The sequence below is a fragment of the Ruegeria sp. E1 genome (assembly GCF_056534225.1).
The window spans coordinates 58882-77183 of sequence record NZ_JBQFPE010000015.1; the positions used below are offsets into that span (position 1 = coordinate 58882).

Sequence of the window (18302 nt, forward strand, 5' to 3'; positions counted from 1 at the left end):
CTCAGCCTTTCTTCTTCAGGCGCAGTCCGGTCTTTTTCAGGATGCGCGTGGAATAGAGGATATCTTTGGCCCGGCAGGCATCGCCCAGAATGATGGCGATCTGCGCACGCTTTTCTTCGACCTCATCGTGGTCTTTACCGTGCACCATGGCGAACAGGTTATAGGGCCAATCGGGCAGGGCGCGCGGGCGTTCGTAGCAATGGGTGACAAAGGGCAGCGCGCCGATATGTACGCCTAGTTCAGAGATGCATCCGTCCTCAACGTCCCAAACAGTCATGCCATTCGATGTCATGCCCAGTTTGTAGTGGTTCGGAGCAGCGGCGATACGGCGGATCACGCCGCGCGATTTCAAGTCGGCAAGACGGTACAGTAACGCATCCTCGTCCAGCCCCAGCGTTGCCGCCACCTGAGCATAAGGTGCTGACACCAGCGGCAGACCACCTTGCAGCGCCTCGATAATTTCTCTGTCTTTCGCGTCGATCATGCTGCCACCCGGAAGCCAATAAAAAATTCCTGAAGTTTGGGAAACTGCAGGACTGCTATCCCGGTTTCCTGTTCGATGGCCTCGGCTGCGGTTGCGATCCCTTCGGGTGTTTCGGTCGCCAGAACGAACCACATATTCAGCCGGTGCGTACGCTCATAATTATGCGCGACCTCCGGATGCGCATTGACTTTGGTCAGGACGATTTCGAAATCCTGCGGAGGGACGGCCATCGTGCACAGGCAGAAGGCCCCGCCCATCGCGGCGGCGTCGAAGAAGGGGCCGAACCGGGTGATCACACGTTCGTCTTTCATTCGGGTCAGGCGGCTTAGCAGTTCGGATTCCGCGATACCCAACTCTTCAGCAATCGCTGCATAGGGGTGTGAGATCAGCGGCAAATCATCCTGCATTCGGTTCAAGATCGCGCGGTCGGTGTCGTCCAGATTCATGCCGCCACCTCTTTCGCCTGAATTAGCGCGCCTGTCTGTTTGAAACACCGGGTCGAGAACAGCACCTTGTTTCGTGCCCCTTCCAGCTCAGGTATCGTTTCTGCCTCGGACAGAACATCCACTGCCTCGGAACGCGACCGGGCGTGGATCATGGAATACAGTCGATAGGGCCAGACACCCTCGACCGGGTTGCGCTCATAACAGAGCGTCACACCGGGATGGGCGGCCAGAGCGGGGCCAGCGGCGCTGACCTGATCGGCAGGCATATCCCAGACAACCATCGCATTGGCGGACCAGCCCAAAGCGCGGTGGCGCACGATGACACCGAGGCGCGAGATGATCCCGGCCCGGTGCAAGGCCTCGATCCGTCCCATCACATCGACTGTGCTGCGGCTCAGGGACCGAGCCAGTGCGGCATAAGGTTCAGCAACCAGCGACAGCCCGGAACTGAGTGCCTGCAACAGGGGCCGGTCGCCTTCGCGCATGGCCGAGCAATCCACTTTGCGAGGTCCGGGAACGTTGCGGTTTTCGCCCGACATACGAAATCCGAGATCGACGTTGAACGGGCGGACAAGCCGCAGGTCCAGTACACGCAATCCGGCGCGGTGGCTGATCCGCGCAAGCGTGTCATTGACATGGGCGCGGTCCGGGCCAGTGGCCACGAACCATAGGTTCCAGTCGTCCTCGCGCTGGTAGTTGTGGTTCACGCCGGGTTCCGCGTCGATCAGGGCAGCAACCTCTTCCAGTCGCGCGTCTGGCGCAGCAACTGCGGCAAGGGTGCTGGCCGATACCGCGCCGGGCGCGATGGTCGCACCCACCCGGGTGATGCGCCCGGTCTTGCGCATCCGCGCCAGCCGGTCGAGTACTTCTGCCTCATCCAGACCAAGCGCGTCGGCCAGAACCTGAAACGGACGCGCGGTTATGGGGAAATCGCGCTGGAACTCATCCAGCAGACGGCAATCGATGGGGTCAGTGATATGTTGCATCGGTTACAGCCCTGTTCTGTGCGCTCGGGCGGTGAAGAAAATGCCGGATGGGCTGTCAGCCTCAATCTCGCGCAGTTTCTCGAAGCTCTGCGTGTCGTAGACCATGACCTTGTTGGCATCGCGCACGCTGATCCAGACCTCGTGCCCGCGTGGAGTAAACTCCATATGCAGCACGGCGGGGCCCGGTTTGAATTCGTGGATGATTTCTTTGGTCACTGAATCAATGACCTGGATCGTATCGTTCAGCGGGTGGGCGAAATTCACCCAGACCTGCCGCCCGTCAGGCCGCGCCATGGCAAAGACCGGCTGGCCATGGGTTTGCGTGCGCCCGGTTTCGGTCAGGGTGTCGGCGTCGATCCACAGAACCTCATGATGGCCAACGGCGGGCAGAACGAATTCACGCCCCGTCAGCGCCCAGCCTTCCAGATGGGGCATTTTATAGACCGGCATATCCTCTTGCCCGCGCCCATAGTTTGGCAACACGCGAATGGGTTCAGGCGTCTCAGACCACAGGTCCAGCGCGGTTAACCCGTCCTCGCCAAAGAGGCCGGTGATATAGGTCCGGCCATTGGCGGTGATCAGCGCGTCATAGGGGTTTTTGCCCATCTCGGGGATCTTGGTGATCGCGGGCGCGCCTGCGGCGAAGTCGGCAATCCAGGTTTCGCCCGTGTCCCACATGGTGAACACGAACCGGCGACCCGGCGCGTCGACCAGACCGATGGTTTTGCTGTCGGTGGGAATGTCGGCGACCATTTCCAACGTGTCCGCATCAAAGACCCGCACGCCGCCGGGTTCATAGTTCGACACAGCGACCAGCTTGCCATCATCCGAAATCGCGCCGCCGATGGCATTGCCAGCCTGCACCACGCGGTTCACGATCTGGCGGGTGACGATATCGACCTTGGTCAGCCCGCCGTCGCGGCCGAACACATAAGCGAAACGCTCGTCGGGCGAATAGACCAGCGAGGCATGGGACAGGTCGCCCAGCCCTTCGATCCTCGCCAGCGCGGCACGGTCGGATTGATCGACCAGAAGGACCGAGCCCTTGGCGCGTTCGATCACAAGGCCCAGATCTCCGGTCGCTTTGGGTTCCGCCTGTGCGGTGGTCATCAGCAGGGTAGCGGCGAGGGTGAGGATAAGCTGTTTCATTGGGCCTCCTGTGCCAGCAGGTAACGGGCGATCCACTCGGCCTCTTCTTCACTGATCAGGGGCCGCCATGGGGGCATCGCGGTGTCGGGGATGCCATCGAGGATCACGCCGGTCAGAACCTCGGCGTCATAATGTTCAAGGGTTTGGGATCGCAGATCGGGGCCAAGGCCGCCCTTCAGCGACAGCCCATGGCACGAGCCGCAATCCTGATGGACAAGCCGTTTCAGGGCGTTGGGGTCGAGCGTGTCGGCGGCGAAGGCTGTTGTGGCCACAAGCACTGCTGTTGTAAGGACAGCGCGCGCGGTCCAACCCCTGTGTCCCGCCGATGGTCGCTGTGCCGGTTTTCTACGGCCAAGCTTAGCCATGAGCCTGCTCCAATAACTCAGCCACAGGCTGTTCCGCATAAAGCGAAACCACCTTGCCGATGATGAACAATGTCGGGGCTTTCAGATCAGCCTCGCGCACATCCGCGGCCAGCCGGTCTAGCCGGGACACCATACGGCGTTCCTCGGGGGTGGTGGCTTTGCCAACGGCCAACACCGGGGTCGAGCCGGGCAGGTTCTCGGTCATCAGCCCCATTGCGATCTGGCCGATATTGGCAACGCCCATATAGACGACCAGCGTCGAGTCGGGGTCGGCCAGGCGTTTCCAGTCCAGATCCAGCACCTTGTCGGCCTGCCGGTGCCCGGTGACATATTGCACCGAGGTCGCCAGCCCGCGATGGGTCAGCGGTACGCCGGTCGAGCAGGACGCGCCCTGAGCCGCTGTGATCCCCGGCGCGTATTCAACCGGGATGCAGTTTGCCATCAGATACGCCGCCTCTTCCGAGCCACGGCCAAAGATCATCGGATCGCCGCCCTTTAGACGCGCAACCGTGTGACCGGCGCTGGCTTCTTCGACGAGGATTTGGTTGATGCGATCCTGCGGCACGGTGTGGCATTTGGGGGCCTTGCCCACCGGGATCAGCCGCGCACCTACCGCGTGCAGGTTCAGGATATCGGCCGAGACCAGACGGTCGTACACCACCACATCCGCCTCTTGCAGCATTCGCAGGGCGCGCAGGGTCATCAGTTCGGGGTCGCCGGGGCCTGCGCCAATCAGAAAAACCTTACCGCTCATGTCTACACTCGCTTGTTCTGGAACTCTGCCGCGCCCGGTCCGTCCGGCAGGTCCTGCGAACAAAGGGGCAGGACGGAGGACGTAGCTGGGTGAACCGGGCGTGTCATGGGGGCAGACTGGCGGAATCGAAAACAAACCTCCTTGACTAAAGTTAAGGAGCGCGGGTTTTGCGCCCGCGCTCCTTTATCGTGCCTGTATGACTGCCCCAGGCTCAGGGTTCGACGGTGATCATTCCGATCATGTTCTGCGTTTCCCAATGCGGCCCGCACAGGTAGTCTTGCGGACCGGGGGTGAGAAAGGTCAGATCAACCGATTCCTCGGGAAACAGCCGGTCGCTTTCGGGTTCGCTGCCATCCTTTAGCAGGACCGAGTGGCTGGTGCGTTTGTCGACGTTTATCCAGCGCACCGTTGTGCCTGCCTTGACTGTCAATTCGACCGGGCAAAAGAGGTATTTGTACATCAGCACCACCTCGGCATCTTCAACGGCGGACGAGGGCTGGCCAAACAGTTCGACATAGCGTTCCTCGGCTTCGGCGCAGGTGGCGGCGATGTCGTCATCCTCCGCCAGCGCGGGTGATGCCAGAAGCAGCAGGGCAGGAAGAAGGTTTTGGGGTTTCATCGACCTCTCCTTTGGGTTGGGAAGGGGCCGGATGATCCGGCCCCGATCCGTTACTGTTTGACCACGTTGATGAAGGCGCTGTCATCGTCCAGCGCCAGGCTGGTATCCAGCGTCACGTGGTGGAACCGCGCGGCGGCAAAGTCATCGTGGATGGCAAAGCCGACGGTGTAGGTCTGACCGGCCTCCAGCGGCACGTCACCGGCTGCGCCCGAGTTCAGCGGGCGGGTAAAGACCACGGTCCACATGCCTGCATCCAGGCTGGCCGAGGCGGCGATTTCACCGTCATTGACCACGCGCTGTTCCAGCAAGTAGCCATTGGTGGCGCTGCCGTCCGCATAAACCCGCATCAGGTCCAGATAGGTGCCGTCGGCCAGGTATTGCTCGATCTGTTCAGCCGCCTGCAGCTTGTCCCAGCCACCCAGCGCCTTGCCGCGTCGGCCTTTGATTTCGACCTCGGTGCGGCTTTCGCTGATGTATTTGGTCACCGTATCCTGCGTAGTCAGACGACCCGAGACATCCCCGTTGGCGGCAATCGCCTCGGCACCCGGATCAAAGGGCATATAGCTGTTGTCGGCGTGGCACGAGGCCCAGCACCCCACCTGATCACCCAACTCGATCCCGGTGCCGGTGATCATCATGGCAACCTTGATCTGGTTGTCGGGGTCCATCTTGCCACCGTCAACAAACGGTGCCGGGTTGTGGCCCGCATCCGGCCATTGCAGGCGGATGTAGAGGTTTTCATCATCATGCGCGGCCTGAATGGTTGCGTCGATCACGCCGCGTTTTCCGGGGATCGGCGTTGGTTCCAGCTCGCCACCAGCCACGATCTTGTTGCCGATCGCATCCAGTTCGGCGGCGTGACAGGTGGTGCATTTGTCGCCACCCTTGGTCAGCGGTCGAGCGCCCCCATGCGACCTGCCGTTCTGCACCCATTCGAACGAAGCCTGACCGGGATAGAACAGTTTCATATCCGCACCCGGTACAGCCGCCCAATCGACATTCGCGCCGACATCACTGCCACCACTGACAGGTGCGGCGGCCTCTTCACCCGCGGCCTTGGCGCGTTCTTCGGCCACTGCGGCGTCAACGGCTGCGGCGATCTGCGCCTCTACGGCTTCTTGCTGTGCTGCGCGGGCGGCTTTCTCGGCTTCGGCTTCGGCAGCTTCCTTGGCTTCGATCCGCTCAAGGCTGGCCAGGTATTCTGCCGGGATCTCGCGGATGAAGTCGGGGTTTGGCGCCTCTAGCTCCTCCAGATATTCATCGGTTGCGCGATCGCGGATGTTCGAGTGCGCAATCCCCTTGTGGCAGTCAATACAGGTCTGTCCGGCCTCCATCGCATTCAGGTGTTGCCGACGCGCACGTGGTTTCTGAAACTCGGGCATCATCGATTCAAAGTCGTGACAGTTCCGGCATTCGCGCGAATCCGAGGCTTTCATCCGCTCCCATTCGTTCATCGCCAGATGGATGCGCTTTTCTTCGAACTTCTCGGGTGTGCTGATCGTGCCGACCGCTTTGCCGTAAAGCTCTTTGGTCGCTTTGACCTTGCGGATCATCTTGTGTGTCCAGTCCTTCGGCACGTGGCAATCGGAGCAGACTGCGCCGACGCCCGATCGGTTCACATCGTGGATCGTGCCCTTGTATTCCTCATATACGTAATCCCGCATCTCGTGGCAGGACAGGCAGAAGGGTTCTGTGTTGGTGGCTTCCACGACGGTGTTGAACCCGCCCCAGAAGATGATGCCGCCAGCAAAGGCCGCAGCAATGCCGGCCACGGGCATTCCCCACAGGAAATACCGGCGCCAGATTGGTTTTTTCTTTTCCGGTTCCGAGGTCATATCCGGGCTCCGTATTGGCTTGTCTCACTGGTCCGGCATGTCAGGGCCGGTGCGTTTTAGCTGAGGGAAAACGAAGAAAGGGCGGGCGAGGGGCCCGCCCTTTCCGGTTTCGATGGCAACCTCGTCAGGTGACGTGGTTCGACCGGTTGTAGACGTTGAACTTGCCGGTGGGCGCAAACAGACCCTTCACGCGGGCTTTCTCTTCCAGCGTCTTGGCGTCGAAGATCACGATCTCGCCGTTTGGCTCTTTCGAGGTCGATCGGTTCCACTTGGAAACCCAAACCTCGGTGCCGTCCTGGTTGAACTCGAAGTGGACGGCGACGTTGCCTTCCTCCTCGGTGATCTGGATCGTTTTCACGATCTCACCAGTGGCCTTGTCGATGACCTGCACCGATTGCTGGATCTCAGGCTCGGGGTGCTTGGTCTGGTCGGCCCAGATATAGTCCGAGTTCGGGTGTGTCCGAATGAACAGACCGGGTCCGTCGGTTTCTACCTCGTAGCAGACCTTCCAGGCATCATCCGGGCGGCCTTCGGGGTCGTTGCCCCAAACGGTGACCGTGCCTTCGCCCAGGTGGGTTGTACCGGCAACAGGGCCGCAATTCGGGTCATCCCAGTTAGCGCCCGGGCCGGGGTGTGGCAGCGGCGCGGTATCGATCAGCGCTTCCAGCTTGTGGGTCTCGGTATCGACCACGACCATCTTGTTCGACGCGTTTGCGGCGATCTGGAAATACCGGCCTGTCGGGTCAAAGAACCCGTCATGCAGGAACTTGGCACTGTCGATCTTGTCGATCCGCAAGTTGTCCAGATCGGAGTAATCTACCTGCCAGAGCTGACCAAGTTCCTTGACGGCCACGATCCATGTGGGCTCGTTCGGGGTGGTGTAGATGGCGGCCACGCGGGCCTCTTCCACATAATCCCCATCCACGTTGTAGCCGCGGGTCGAGACAACCTTTTTCGGTTCCATGGTTTCGGCGTCAACGATGGCGAAATGAGGGGGCCAATAGGCGCCACCGATGACGTATTTACCGTCACCCGATACGGCCACGTCGCGGGCGTCATAGCCAATGGTGACCTCGGCCACGAGCATGTTCTCGGGGTTCTGCCACAGGTCGATCTTGGTCATCTTGCCGTCGCGGCCCATCGTGTACCAGAAGCGGCCCGGATTTTCCGGCTCTTCCAGCTTGTGATGCTCGGACGCTTTCAGAACGTGCACCGCATAACCGGTCGGGATATGCGCCAGCACTTCTTTGGTGTCACCGTCGATCACCGCTACCTTGCCCACGTCACGTTCGATGACCACAAAGAAGTTTTCCCAGTTGCGGCCATGCAGCGGCTCGGATGGATAGTCTTCTGGTTCGACATAGACCTTGCGGGTCGCCATCATCTGCTCAAGCGACATTTCCGGCGGCTTGGGCGGCTCCATCTGGATGTAGGTCGCCATGTCGCGAATCTCGTCCTCGGTCATCACGTCCGAGAAGTTGTTCATACCGCCTTCGGTTCCCCAGGCGATGATTTTCTCAAGCCGTTCCTGACCCAGTTTCAGGGTGCCGGATTCGGTCACGGTGCCATCGGCATTCGTGGTTTTTACCGACGGTTCGAGGCTCTTGCCTGTCGCACCTTTGCGCAATACGCCGTGGCAACCGGCGCAGCGTTCAAAGTAAAGTTGTTTGGAAGACTCAAAGGCTTCGTCGCTAAGTGTCGGACCTTCTGCGAATGTTGGCGCGGCGACGCTGCCTAGCAGCATCGCCAAACCGACCCCGAAGGCGCGGCCAGTTTTGTTGTAGCTGATTCCAAGTGACATGATCACTCTCCATTTGCTGGTGAGGCGGTCCAAGGGTGCGGCATTGCGCGTTTGTCATCCTTGACGAAAGTCAACGGAACCGGCGCAAACTGCGCCGCGCGGCGAATTTTTTGTCAGTAAAATAAGGGTTTTTGAGTTATCTTTTGGCTTGCTTGATTTCCGTTAAGTAGACAGCCAGCGATATTCGATAGGCTCAACCTCGCAGTCATAAAAACCAAGGAGAGCAGGCGTGTCGGCAGTCATCGCGCGGGTTTTTGGCGAAGGATTTCGGGTCTTTTTCCTGTCAGCCGGATTATACGGTCTGTTTGTTGGCGGGGTCTGGGGTATCTGGCTGATGGTCCAGACCGGGGCCGTCGCCTATTCGGGCACAAGCTATGCGATGACCCCACCGATGTGGCACGCACACGAGATGATCTTTGGCTATGCCACCGCCGCGTTGGGGGGCTTCTTCCTGACCGCTGTGCCAAACTGGACCGGGGCACCTGACGCGCGCGCGCGGTTCATTGCGCTGGCTGCGGGTCTTTGGCTGCTGGGGCGTCTGGCGATGTGGGTTTCGGCAGATTTGTCGCCCGTTTTGGTCGCAGTGTCCGATCTAGCCTTTGTGCCGATTCTGGCGGCGAAGATCGCGACTCAGCTGATCCGGCGCCCCAAGCCGCAGAACATGGTGTTCCTGCTGCTGCTCAGCCTGATCTGGATTGCCAATCTGCTGACGCATCTGGAATGGATGGGAATCACCGATGACACGCTCAACACCGGTCTGCGCGCAGGGTTGCTGACCCTGTGTTCGATGATTGCGATTCTGGGGGGCAGGATTACCCCGGCCTTTACCCGCAACGCCATGAAACGCGAGGGCGCACCGCAAGAGGCGTGGCCGGTATCCGTGGCAGTGTTCGACAAAGCCAGCATGATCGTCGCTTTACTTTTGCCGATCAGCGCGCTGATCCTTGGGGTCGGCCCGGTGACCGGCTTGTTGGCCTTGGTTCTTGGCGTTCTGCAGATCCTTCGCATGGCGCGCTGGCGGTCGCTTTGGGCGCTGCGGCAGCCGATCCTGATCGCGCTGCATGTCGGACTTGGAATGCTGGCCTTGGGCCTGATCCTGTGGGGCCTGTCGCTGCTGGGCATTGGCAATGAAATCGCGGCGCTGCATGTGCTGGGGATCGGCTGCGTCGGTGGCATGACCTTGGCAGTCATGAGCCGCGCCGCGTTGGGCCACAGCGGGCGCGCCCTGGTTGCGCCGACGCCGATGGCGGTGGCATATGGGCTGATGGCGCTGGCCGCAATTCTCAGATGGGTAGGGTCCGATCTGGGCGTTGGCTATCTGACCGCGATGCTGTTGGTCGATGGGCTTTGGGTTGCGGCCTTTGCGCTGTATCTAATCGCCATGTGGTCGGCTCTGACCGGCCCGCGAGCGGCCTGAATATTCAGATATTCCGCGGTTTTATCCATTCCCGGCCACAGCCTTGACTTTCGTTAAGGCACCAAGACAGCGCAACCGCCATTGTCATCACACTAGCTAATCTGCGCAAAGGAGAGCGCAATGCGAGAAGTCATGACAAAGAGCATGGCTCGCAACATATTCTATGGCGGGTCACTGTTCTTCATCCTCATCTTTCTGGCCCTGTCGGCCCATTCACACTTGTATATTGTCAACTCCGAGAACTCGGCAAAGCTTGATGAAAGTGTGGTTCGCGGCAAGCATGTCTGGGAAAAACACGCCTGTATCAACTGTCACACCATTCTGGGCGAAGGGGCCTACTTTGCTCCCGAAGTTGCGAATGTGATGACCCGCTGGGGTGTGCTGGACGACCCGGAATCAGCCTTTGAATCCCTAAAGGGCTGGATGGAAGCACAGCCGACCGGCATTCCCGGTCGCCGGCAGATGCCCAATTTCAACCTCAGCGACGAAGAGCTTCGGGACCTGACCAACTTCCTGATCTGGACGGACAATATCGACGCTCAGGACTGGCCGCCGAACGAGGCAGGCTGAGAAAGGGACAAGGACAATGAAATACGAATCCCAAAAAATCGCCTATGCCTACTTTGCGGTAGCCATGGCCCTGTTCGCGATACAGGTTATCGGCGGCCTGCTGGCCGGTCTGATCTATGTATCCCCCAATTTCCTGAGCGAGCTTCTGCCGTTCAACATCGTGCGGATGCTGCACACCAACTCTCTGATCGTCTGGCTGATCCTTGGGTTCTTCGGTGCGGCCTATTTCCTGATCCCGGAAGAGGCCGAGCGTGAGATCCATTCGACCAAGTTGGCCTATCTGCAGCTGATCATCCTTGTGGTCGGAACGCTGGGCGTGGTGGTCACCTATGTCTTCAACCTGTTCGAAGGCAACTGGTTGCTTGGTAAAGAGGGGCGCGAGTTCCTTGAGCAACCCAAATGGGTCAAGATGGGCATCGTCGTTGCCGCTCTGATCTTCCTTTACAACGTGTCGATGACCGTTCTGAAGGGCAAGAAGACCGCCATTACCAACATCCTTTTGTTGGGACTGTGGGGTCTGGCGCTGCTGTTCCTGTTTGCCTTCTACAACCCCGGCAACCTGTCCTTGGACAAACAATACTGGTGGTATGTTGTCCACCTGTGGGTCGAAGGCGTATGGGAGCTGATCATGGCCTCGATCCTCGCCTACCTGATGCTCAAGCTGACCGGTGTGGATCGTGAGATCGTCGAGAAATGGCTCTATGTCATCGTCGCCGCCGCGCTGTTCTCGGGCATCCTTGGCACCGGGCACCACTATTACTGGATCGGTACGCCCGGCTATTGGCAGTGGATCGGGTCGATCTTCTCAAGCCTCGAAGTGATCCCATTCTTCGCGATGATGGCCTTTGCCTTCGTCATGGTCTGGAAGGGCCGTCGGGACCACCCCAACAAGGCCGCTCTACTGTGGTCGCTGGGCTGTGCCACTCTGGCCTTCTTCGGCGCCGGTGTCTGGGGCTTCCTGCACACGCTGCATGGGGTGAACTACTATACCCACGGCACGCAGATCACTGCCGCCCATGGTCACCTGGCCTTCTACGGTGCTTATGTCTGCCTTAACCTGGCGATCTTCAGCTATGCGATGCCGATCCTCAAGAACCGCGATCCCTATAATCAGGTTCTGAACATGGGCTCGTTCTGGCTGATGACCAGCGGCATGGTCTTCATGACCTTCGTGCTGACCTTCGCTGGTACCGTTCAGACGCACATGCAACGTGTTGTAGGTGACTACTTCATGGATGTGCAGGATCAGGTCGCCATCTTCTACTGGATGCGCCTTGGCTCTGGCATCGTCGTGGTCCTTGGGGCGCTGCTGTTCATCTACTCGATCTGGGTCCCCCGGAAAGAGATCATTGAACCCGGTGCAGCTGAAACACCTGCGGAGTGATGGATATGGACGGCTCCATGAAACTGAATGAGGGGGCGGCAAACGCCCCCTTCTATCTCGCCCAGGGCGATGAATGCGATGTGTTCACCGCCGCTTACAACAACGACTTGCCTGTCCTACTGAAAGGCCCGACAGGTTGCGGCAAGACCCGCTTTGTGGCCCATATGGCCGCTAGGCTTGGCCGCCCGCTTTACACCGTGGCCTGCCACGACGATCTGGCAGCTGCCGACCTGATCGGGCGCTATCTGCTAAAAGGCGGAGAAACCGTCTGGGTTGATGGCCCCCTGACCCGCGCGGTGCGCGAAGGCGCTATCTGCTACCTTGATGAGGTGGTCGAGGCCCGCAAGGACGTGACCGTCGTGCTGCACCCGCTGACCGACGACCGGCGCATCCTGCCGATCGACCGTACCGGCGAAGAACTTGAGGCAGCGCCCGGCTTCATGCTGGTCGCATCCTATAACCCCGGATACCAGAATATCCTGAAAACCCTGAAACCCTCGACCCGTCAGCGGTTTATCTCGCTGGAATTCGACTTTCCATCGCCCGAGATGGAGGCCGAAGTCGTCGCGCAGGAAAGCGGGCTGGCGCTGGAACGCTGCAAGCCACTGATCCGGCTGGCGAACAAGTTGCGCGGGCTCAAGGGTCAGGACCTTGAGGAAGGCGTCTCCACCCGTCTGGTCGTTTATGCCGCGACGCTGATCGCGCAGGGCATGTCCACCGACCGCGCCATCCTCGCCGCTATGGTTGAACCTCTGACGGATGATGAGGACATCAAACGCGGGCTCCTCGATCTTGTCACGGCTGTCTTTGGGTGAGGCCGGCCGATGGTCAGGATCGATTTTGAGCCATGGGAACCCGAAGAAACGATCGGGAAACTGTGGCACACCCTTGCCAGCCGCCTCGATGCACCTGAGGTGCATGTTGGAGCCGCGGTCGACCTCTCAGAGGTCGCGGGGCGGCTGGCCGTCCTCTTCCGAGGACTTGGGGGTAGCCCGGGCGTTGAATTGCGCCCGGTCTCACCCGAGATTTCACGCCACCGCCTGAGTTGGCGTCGCAAACTGGCAACCGAGGCCGAGTTGATGCCGCGCGCGTCCTTCGACGGCGAAGTTCTGCGTCTGCCCGACCGGCTTGCCGTATTCCCCGCGCGTGAAGCCAACGGCGCGCTGTATGTCTGGCTTGCCGCTGCTGCCGCCCATGCCGGAACACGAATTGACGAAGATGATCCACTGCGCGCCGATCTGCGCGCGTTGATGGCAGCGCAGGACATGGTCGCAGCGACGCTCGACGACGCCCCCGGCCTGCGTCCGCTTTATACCGAGCTTTGCAAAGGTGTCCTACATCAACGCGATATTCACGGCCTTCCCCCTGTTGAGGCCGCAGTGGAAGAACTGATCCGGCACAAGCTGGGCGACCCCGCGCCGCTGTCTGAGAAAGCTGAACAGCTACTGGCGCTGGACGATGACCTGACCGCCCCGCGTGGCTATCAGCCGATGCGCCCGGTGCCCCTGTGGCCCGAACTGCGCGCCGTTGGCTTTTCCGAACATAACGAGGTCGAAAATCCCGACACCGAAGGTGAGCCCGAAGAATCGGGTGAGAAAACCCACCGCGCCCGCCGCCGCAAATCGGATCAGGCGAACCGCAGCGACAGTTTCATCCTGCATAAGTTCGAAGCGATCCTCAGCTGGGCCGAGTTCCTGAATATCAACCGCCGCATCGACGACGACGACCCCGATAACGCCAGGAAAGCCGCCGATGATCAGGAAGAAATCGGGTTGGGGCAGATCTCCAAGGCCCCGCCGACCAAGCTGAAGCTGCACTTGGACCTCGCGCCCGAGGACGTGAACCGCGAACGTCTGTCTGGCCGCATTCTATATCCCGAATGGGATGTGCGCACCGGGCAGTACCTGCCGGACCATGTGAACGTATTGCTGTCCGATGCCGACATCCGCGAGGATGCGGCTGAATTCGGCAAAGACCCCGCCACCGCTCGTCGCATCCGCGCCGTCAAACGCCAGTTCGAGGCGTTGCGCCCGGGCCGTGTCATGACACGTGGTCATCTGGACGGTGATCAGCTGGATATCGAAGCTGCCGTGCGCGCCGAAACCGACCGCCATGCCAGCGGCGAAGGCAATGAACGCATCTGGATGCAGTCCCGTCCCGAGGCGCGCGATCTGGCGGTCTCGATCCTGCTGGACGTCAGCCGGTCGACCGAAAGCGCCGTCACGGGCCGCGCCGTGATCGACATCGAACGCGAGGCGCTGGCCGCTTTGGCGTGGGGCCTGAACGCCTGCGGAGACGATTTCGCCATCCACGCCTTCAGCTCGCTGAAACGCCAGCGCGTCTATGTGCAACGCTGCAAGCGGTTCGATGAGCCGATGGGCACCAAAGTTGAACAACGCATCGCGTCGCTGCGCCCGGGCCACTACACCAGGCTGGGCGCTGCGATCCGCCATTGCTCGGCCGATCTGGCGGGCCAATCCCGCAAACGTCGTCTGCTTCTGGTCATCACCGATGGCAAACCCAACGATCTGGACCACTACGAGGGCCGGCACGGCATAGAAGACACCTGCATGGCCGTCCGCGAAGCGCGCCGCGCCGGGCAATCGGTCTTTGGCGTCACCATCGACAAAACCGGCAAAAGCTGGTTCCCGCGCATGTTTGGTCAGGGCGGTTTCGCCGTCATCCCCGATCCGCACCGCCTGACCATGGCGCTGCCGCAGATATACCGCCAACTGGTCGGCGCATGAGCGACACATCTCTGATCGATGAGCTTCCGGGCGAGTTGTTGATGTGGGTGCTGATCATCTCGGAACTTCTGGTCTTCGGCGCGGGGCTGATCGCCTTCATGGCAGTGCGCCTGACCGATCCGGTGGGCTTTGCCGAGGCGCAATCGCATCTTTATCGCACTGGCGCGGCGCTCAATACCGCCGTCCTGATTACGTCCGGCTACCTCGCCGCGCAGGCTCTGCAATGGCGGCAAGCCGCGCGCCGCGCCGCCGCCCGAATGGCGCTGATCGCGGCGGCTGCGCTGGGCGTTTTGTTCCTGATCATAAAAGGCGCGGAATATGCAGGCAAAGCCGCGCAAGGCATCACCTACGAAACCCACCCGTTTTTCCTGTTCTACTATCTGCTCACCGGCTTTCACGCCGCCCATGTGCTGGCTGGCATTGCCATCCTGCTGCTGGTCGCTTGGCGCGACGATCCCCGGAACATCGAGGCAGGCGCGCAGTTCTGGCACATGGTCGATCTGGTCTGGATCATGCTGTTCCCCGTGATCTACCTATTGGGATAAACGCGATGCCCGCCGCTTCATCTTTTCAAAAATACTCCCGCCGGAGGCTCCCCAACGTGCTCGCACGCGCATGGCTTGCCCTTCTCGCGCTCAGCATCGTATCCGCGATCCTGACGCTGCTGCCGATATCCGCCAAATTCCTTGGCGCTTGCATCCTGATCCTGGCGCTAGTCAAATCCCGCATCATCCTTGCGCGTTACCTCGAACTTGCGACCAGCCTCGCCTGGCTGCGCGGCTTCACCCTGGTGCTGACGGGCTTCGCGCTGACCGTCTTCGGCCTTTATCTGATCTAAAAAAAAAGCCGCCCCGACGGGGACGGCAGTCTGCAAAGCAAAGGGAGGCTTTGATTATTGGGCCGCCATCGGCAACCGCGCAATTTGGCAGCGTTGCCACAGGACCGACAACGCACCAACCAGATGGTCGATATCTTCATCCGTGTGCACGGGCGACGGTGTGATCCGCAGGCGCTCGGTGCCTTTCGGTACGGTGGGATAATTGATCGGCTGGATATAGATTCCGAACTCCTCCAGCAGCGTGTCCGAGATGAATTTGCATTTCACCGGGTCGCCCACCATCACCGGAATGATGTGGCTGGGGTTGGGCAGATGCGGGATACCTTCCGCATCCAGCCGCGCGCGCACCTGAGCGACGCGGGCCTTCTGCAGGTCGCGCTCGGCATTCGACTGCTTCAGATGCCGGATCGACGCCGCGGCCCCTGCGGCAATCGAGGGGGGCAGGGCGGTGGTAAAGATAAAGCCGCTGGCAAAGCTTCGCACAAAGTCACACAGCGCAGCAGAGGCCGCGATGTAGCCACCAACCACGCCAAACGCCTTGCCCAATGTGCCCTCAATCACGGTCAGTCGATCCATGAGACCTTCACGCTCGGCAATACCGCCACCGCGCGGGCCGTAAAGACCGACCGCGTGAACCTCATCCAGATAGGTCATCGCACCGTATTTGTCGGCCAGATCGCAGATCTCTTTGATTGGCGCGATGTCACCGTCCATTGAGTAAACCGATTCAAAGGCAATCATCTTGGGTGCATCCGGGTCGGCGGCGGCCAGTTTCGCCTCAAGATCATCCAGATCGTTATGCTTCCAGATCACCTTCTGTGCCCGCGAGTGCCGGATGCCTTCGATCATCGAGGCATGGTTCAAGGCGTCAGAAAACACGATCAGGCCAGGAACTTTCGCCGCCAGAGTCCCCAGCGCCGCCCAGTTCGAGACATAGCCCGAGGTGAACAGCAGCGCGGCTTCTTTTCCATGCAGATCGGCCAGTTCCGCCTCAAGCAACACATGGTCATGGGTGGTGCCGGAAATGTTCCGCGTTCCCCCCGCGCCTGCGCCGCAACGGTTCAGCGCATCATGCATCGCCGAAATCACCGCAGGGTGCTGACCCATGCCAAGATAGTCGTTCGAGCACCATATCCGTACGTCCCGCTGCACTGCGCCATCGGTTTGGCGCGCATTGGGAAAAGCGCCACAGCGGCGTTGCAAATCGATGAAGACGCGATAGTTGCCTTCGTCCCGAAGGTCATCAAGGCTCTGGTTGAAAAATCGCTCGTAGTCCATGTTGCGGGCTCCCCGGATTACTGGCTTTGGATCAAGCGTAAGGGAGCGTCGCGCCCTGCAACATGACTATTGTCAAGTTGAAGCGCTCCAAAAGCTTCGTGCTATGACGACAGGTTTGACATAGCTTAAAGACGGGGCGGACAGGACAGGGTTCAACGATGACCGGAAAGATACGGGGGTGAGTTCATGTCTCATGAAGCACAAAAGGCAATCGCGCGTCAGTCGCTTCTGCTGCGCAGTTTACCGGATCAGCATGTCGAAACGCTGCTAAGCCACGCAATCTGGCGACAGTATGATCGCGGCGAAACAATATTTTTGCAGGAAGAGACTGCAAAGGCCGTTCATGTCGTGCTGGCGGGGTGGGTCAAACTTTTTCGTATAACGCCGACCGGGTCAGAGGCGGTCGTGAGCGTTTTCAAACGCGGCGACAGCTTCGGTGAAGCCGTTGCCCTGCGGAACGTGCCGTATCCCGTATCGGCCGAGGCCGTGTCGGCCTGCGAAGTGATGCATATCCCCAGCCCGATCCTGATCGCGTTAATGAAAGAAGATCCCGAAATCGGAATCTCGATCCTGGCGTCCACGTTTACCCATCTGCATTCCTTGGTCGCGCAACTGGAGCAGCTAAAGGCGCAGACAGGTGCACAGCGGGTTGCAGAATTTCTGTTAAACCTTTGCGACGACGTAGATGGTCGCTGTGATGTATCGCTGCCCTATGACAAGATGCTCATTGCCGGCCGTTTGGGGATGAAGCCCGAGAGCCTTAGTCGAGCGTTTTCCAAGCTCAAAGCAGTTGGTGTGAAGATCGATCGCAACCACGCTGATATTTCGGATATCGAAGCGCTGCGCAGATACGTGGAGGATGAGCCTGTAAACCTGCGTTAAAGCATTGTTTCTGACTTTCTGCCATGATCACTTCTTTCGGATGTGTTCAAATTTTCTCTCTGCAATGCCGGGTTCGCTCATACTCTTCCCTCTGTTTGACATGAGAACAAACTTCTGACGAAAAAACGCGGGATCAACCTGACCAGTTTCCGACCGACGACGGATTTGAACGCCCTGCAAGCTCGTCGCACTCGGTTTGACGACAAGATCCGCCTTTGAGGTATCCTTTCCGATTGACGATGTTCTTGGGCCTGATTTCCAGAACTTCTTGGAAGGCGTCCATCGTTCAAGCAGTATCAAGAATCTGACAGGGGCACAGGCGGTTGATATTGGTAGTGGTAAAGTCACTGCTATTTGTGAGCTTTTGCATTCTGGCGAGCCTTCTTTGATAACGTTGTTCCCGACAGGAGCGAGATGATGGTCGATATTCGAACCCAAGCCTGGCTGGACGATAAGTTCATCTATGGCGGAGGCAACGTATATGGCCCGCCCCGATTAAACGAAAAGATTGACGCACGTGGTGAATAGGCCGAGTGCTTCCGTATGAATTTAGAGCATGGATTGGCCGAAAGAGAGCATACGGCTTCGAAAAATGAGGATCGCAAAGAGATCAGATTTGAAACGGATGTTGAGTTTTATGACTATCTCGCAAACCCAGACTTTGGTCTGAAATTCCATCAGACGTTCGCTTGTCGATACACTCCGCAAGATGGTTCAAACTGGCAAAGAACAGCCATGGAGAACCCC

18 protein-coding genes are annotated in these 18302 nt (G+C 59.6%); 8 read left to right on the forward strand and 10 right to left on the reverse strand.

Annotated elements, in window-relative coordinates; all coding sequences use genetic code 11:
- Position 1 precedes the first annotated feature (1 nt).
- The 9 genes from ahbB (ACR0FG_RS17550) to ACR0FG_RS17590 all read right to left on the reverse strand — a co-directional run bounded on the left by ahbB (ACR0FG_RS17550) (position 2) and on the right by ACR0FG_RS17590 (position 8439).
- Positions 2–484: a siroheme decarboxylase subunit beta gene (ahbB, locus tag ACR0FG_RS17550; protein ID WP_480894319.1), complete on the reverse strand. Its 483-nt coding sequence runs from the start codon at positions 482–484 to the stop codon at positions 2–4.
- Complete coding sequence (locus ACR0FG_RS17555; RefSeq protein ID WP_480894321.1) at positions 481–930, reverse strand: Lrp/AsnC family transcriptional regulator; 450 nt, start codon at positions 928–930, stop codon at positions 481–483. The genes ahbB (ACR0FG_RS17550) and ACR0FG_RS17555 overlap by 4 nt, the downstream gene beginning before the upstream one ends.
- Positions 927–1916, reverse strand: a complete 990-nt coding sequence (gene ahbB, locus ACR0FG_RS17560; RefSeq protein ID WP_480894323.1) for a siroheme decarboxylase subunit beta — start codon at positions 1914–1916, stop codon at positions 927–929. Before ahbB (ACR0FG_RS17560) ends, ACR0FG_RS17555 begins: the two co-directional genes overlap by 4 nt.
- A gap of 3 nt (positions 1917–1919) precedes the next feature.
- Positions 1920–3065 (reverse strand): cytochrome D1 domain-containing protein, encoded by a 1146-nt coding sequence (locus tag ACR0FG_RS17565; RefSeq protein WP_480894325.1) that lies wholly within the window; start codon positions 3063–3065, stop codon positions 1920–1922.
- A complete protein-coding gene (locus ACR0FG_RS17570; protein ID WP_480894327.1) occupies positions 3062–3430 on the reverse strand; it encodes a c-type cytochrome in 369 nt (122 codons plus the stop codon). The genes ACR0FG_RS17565 and ACR0FG_RS17570 overlap by 4 nt, the downstream gene beginning before the upstream one ends.
- Entirely contained in the window at positions 3423–4184 is a 762-nt protein-coding gene (gene cobA / locus ACR0FG_RS17575) for a uroporphyrinogen-III C-methyltransferase (protein WP_480894329.1), read from the reverse strand. The genes ACR0FG_RS17570 and cobA overlap by 8 nt, the downstream gene beginning before the upstream one ends.
- 211 nt (positions 4185–4395) lie before the next feature.
- A complete protein-coding gene (locus ACR0FG_RS17580) occupies positions 4396–4803 on the reverse strand; it encodes a cupredoxin domain-containing protein (protein WP_480894331.1) in 408 nt (135 codons plus the stop codon).
- 50 nt (positions 4804–4853) lie between these two features.
- Entirely contained in the window at positions 4854–6638 is a 1785-nt protein-coding gene (locus tag ACR0FG_RS17585) for a NapC/NirT family cytochrome c (protein ID WP_480894335.1), read from the reverse strand.
- Positions 6639–6762: 124 nt separating this feature from the next.
- Entirely contained in the window at positions 6763–8439 is a 1677-nt protein-coding gene (locus ACR0FG_RS17590) for a cytochrome D1 domain-containing protein (RefSeq protein WP_170714006.1), read from the reverse strand.
- A 229-nt stretch (positions 8440–8668) separates the two neighbouring features.
- Between ACR0FG_RS17590 and ACR0FG_RS17595 the strand changes: the two genes are divergently transcribed.
- The 7 genes from ACR0FG_RS17595 to ACR0FG_RS17625 all read left to right on the forward strand — a co-directional run bounded on the left by ACR0FG_RS17595 (position 8669) and on the right by ACR0FG_RS17625 (position 15395).
- A complete protein-coding gene (locus ACR0FG_RS17595; RefSeq protein WP_480894337.1) occupies positions 8669–9856 on the forward strand; it encodes an NnrS family protein in 1188 nt (395 codons plus the stop codon).
- 120 nt (positions 9857–9976) lie between these two features.
- The gene (locus ACR0FG_RS17600; RefSeq protein WP_170714002.1) at positions 9977–10426 is read left to right on the forward strand and encodes a c-type cytochrome; all 450 of its coding nucleotides are present in this window, start codon (positions 9977–9979) and stop codon (positions 10424–10426) included.
- A 16-nt stretch (positions 10427–10442) separates the two neighbouring features.
- Positions 10443–11810, forward strand: a complete 1368-nt coding sequence (locus tag ACR0FG_RS17605) for a cbb3-type cytochrome c oxidase subunit I (RefSeq protein ID WP_480894339.1) — start codon at positions 10443–10445, stop codon at positions 11808–11810.
- Positions 11811–11815: 5 nt separating this feature from the next.
- Positions 11816–12625 (forward strand): AAA family ATPase, encoded by an 810-nt coding sequence (locus ACR0FG_RS17610; protein ID WP_480894341.1) that lies wholly within the window; start codon positions 11816–11818, stop codon positions 12623–12625.
- Positions 12626–12634: 9 nt separating this feature from the next.
- Entirely contained in the window at positions 12635–14557 is a 1923-nt protein-coding gene (locus tag ACR0FG_RS17615) for a nitric oxide reductase activation protein NorD (RefSeq protein WP_480894343.1), read from the forward strand.
- Positions 14554–15102, forward strand: a complete 549-nt coding sequence (locus tag ACR0FG_RS17620) for a cytochrome c oxidase subunit 3 (protein WP_170713994.1) — start codon at positions 14554–14556, stop codon at positions 15100–15102. Before ACR0FG_RS17615 ends, ACR0FG_RS17620 begins: the two co-directional genes overlap by 4 nt.
- A gap of 5 nt (positions 15103–15107) precedes the next feature.
- Entirely contained in the window at positions 15108–15395 is a 288-nt protein-coding gene (locus ACR0FG_RS17625; protein ID WP_170713992.1) for a nitric oxide reductase F protein, read from the forward strand.
- A 54-nt stretch (positions 15396–15449) separates the two neighbouring features.
- Here the strand turns inward: ACR0FG_RS17625 and hemA are convergent, their stop codons facing one another.
- On the reverse strand, positions 15450–16673 hold the full coding sequence (hemA, locus tag ACR0FG_RS17630; protein WP_480894345.1) for a 5-aminolevulinate synthase: 1224 nt from the start codon (positions 16671–16673) through the stop codon (positions 15450–15452).
- A gap of 186 nt (positions 16674–16859) precedes the next feature.
- Here hemA and ACR0FG_RS17635 point away from each other — a divergent pair, with 186 nt between their 5' ends.
- Positions 16860–17555, forward strand: coding sequence for a Crp/Fnr family transcriptional regulator (locus ACR0FG_RS17635; RefSeq protein WP_170713988.1), 696 nt, complete (start codon positions 16860–16862; stop codon positions 17553–17555).
- Positions 17556–18302: the final 747 nt, after the last annotated feature.

Coding starts and splice junctions, on each gene's coding strand:
- ACR0FG_RS17565 (WP_480894325.1), bottom strand. CDS start 3,065: ATGAAACAGCTTATCCTCACCCTCGCCGCTACCCTGCTGATGACCACC.
- ACR0FG_RS17570 (WP_480894327.1), bottom strand. CDS start 3,430: ATGGCTAAGCTTGGCCGTAGAAAACCGGCACAGCGACCATCGGCGGGA.
- ACR0FG_RS17580 (WP_480894331.1), bottom strand. CDS start 4,803: ATGAAACCCCAAAACCTTCTTCCTGCCCTGCTGCTTCTGGCATCACCC.
- ACR0FG_RS17600 (WP_170714002.1), top strand. CDS start 9,977: ATGCGAGAAGTCATGACAAAGAGCATGGCTCGCAACATATTCTATGGC.
- ACR0FG_RS17615 (WP_480894343.1), top strand. CDS start 12,635: ATGGTCAGGATCGATTTTGAGCCATGGGAACCCGAAGAAACGATCGGG.
- cobA (WP_480894329.1), bottom strand. CDS start 4,184: ATGAGCGGTAAGGTTTTTCTGATTGGCGCAGGCCCCGGCGACCCCGAA.
- ACR0FG_RS17635 (WP_170713988.1), top strand. CDS start 16,860: ATGTCTCATGAAGCACAAAAGGCAATCGCGCGTCAGTCGCTTCTGCTG.
- hemA (WP_480894345.1), bottom strand. CDS start 16,673: ATGGACTACGAGCGATTTTTCAACCAGAGCCTTGATGACCTTCGGGAC.
- ACR0FG_RS17590 (WP_170714006.1), bottom strand. CDS start 8,439: ATGTCACTTGGAATCAGCTACAACAAAACTGGCCGCGCCTTCGGGGTC.
- ahbB (WP_480894319.1), bottom strand. CDS start 484: ATGATCGACGCGAAAGACAGAGAAATTATCGAGGCGCTGCAAGGTGGT.
- ACR0FG_RS17585 (WP_480894335.1), bottom strand. CDS start 6,638: ATGACCTCGGAACCGGAAAAGAAAAAACCAATCTGGCGCCGGTATTTC.
- ACR0FG_RS17610 (WP_480894341.1), top strand. CDS start 11,816: ATGGACGGCTCCATGAAACTGAATGAGGGGGCGGCAAACGCCCCCTTC.
- ahbB (WP_480894323.1), bottom strand. CDS start 1,916: ATGCAACATATCACTGACCCCATCGATTGCCGTCTGCTGGATGAGTTC.
- ACR0FG_RS17620 (WP_170713994.1), top strand. CDS start 14,554: ATGAGCGACACATCTCTGATCGATGAGCTTCCGGGCGAGTTGTTGATG.
- ACR0FG_RS17555 (WP_480894321.1), bottom strand. CDS start 930: ATGAATCTGGACGACACCGACCGCGCGATCTTGAACCGAATGCAGGAT.
- ACR0FG_RS17625 (WP_170713992.1), top strand. CDS start 15,108: ATGCCCGCCGCTTCATCTTTTCAAAAATACTCCCGCCGGAGGCTCCCC.
- ACR0FG_RS17605 (WP_480894339.1), top strand. CDS start 10,443: ATGAAATACGAATCCCAAAAAATCGCCTATGCCTACTTTGCGGTAGCC.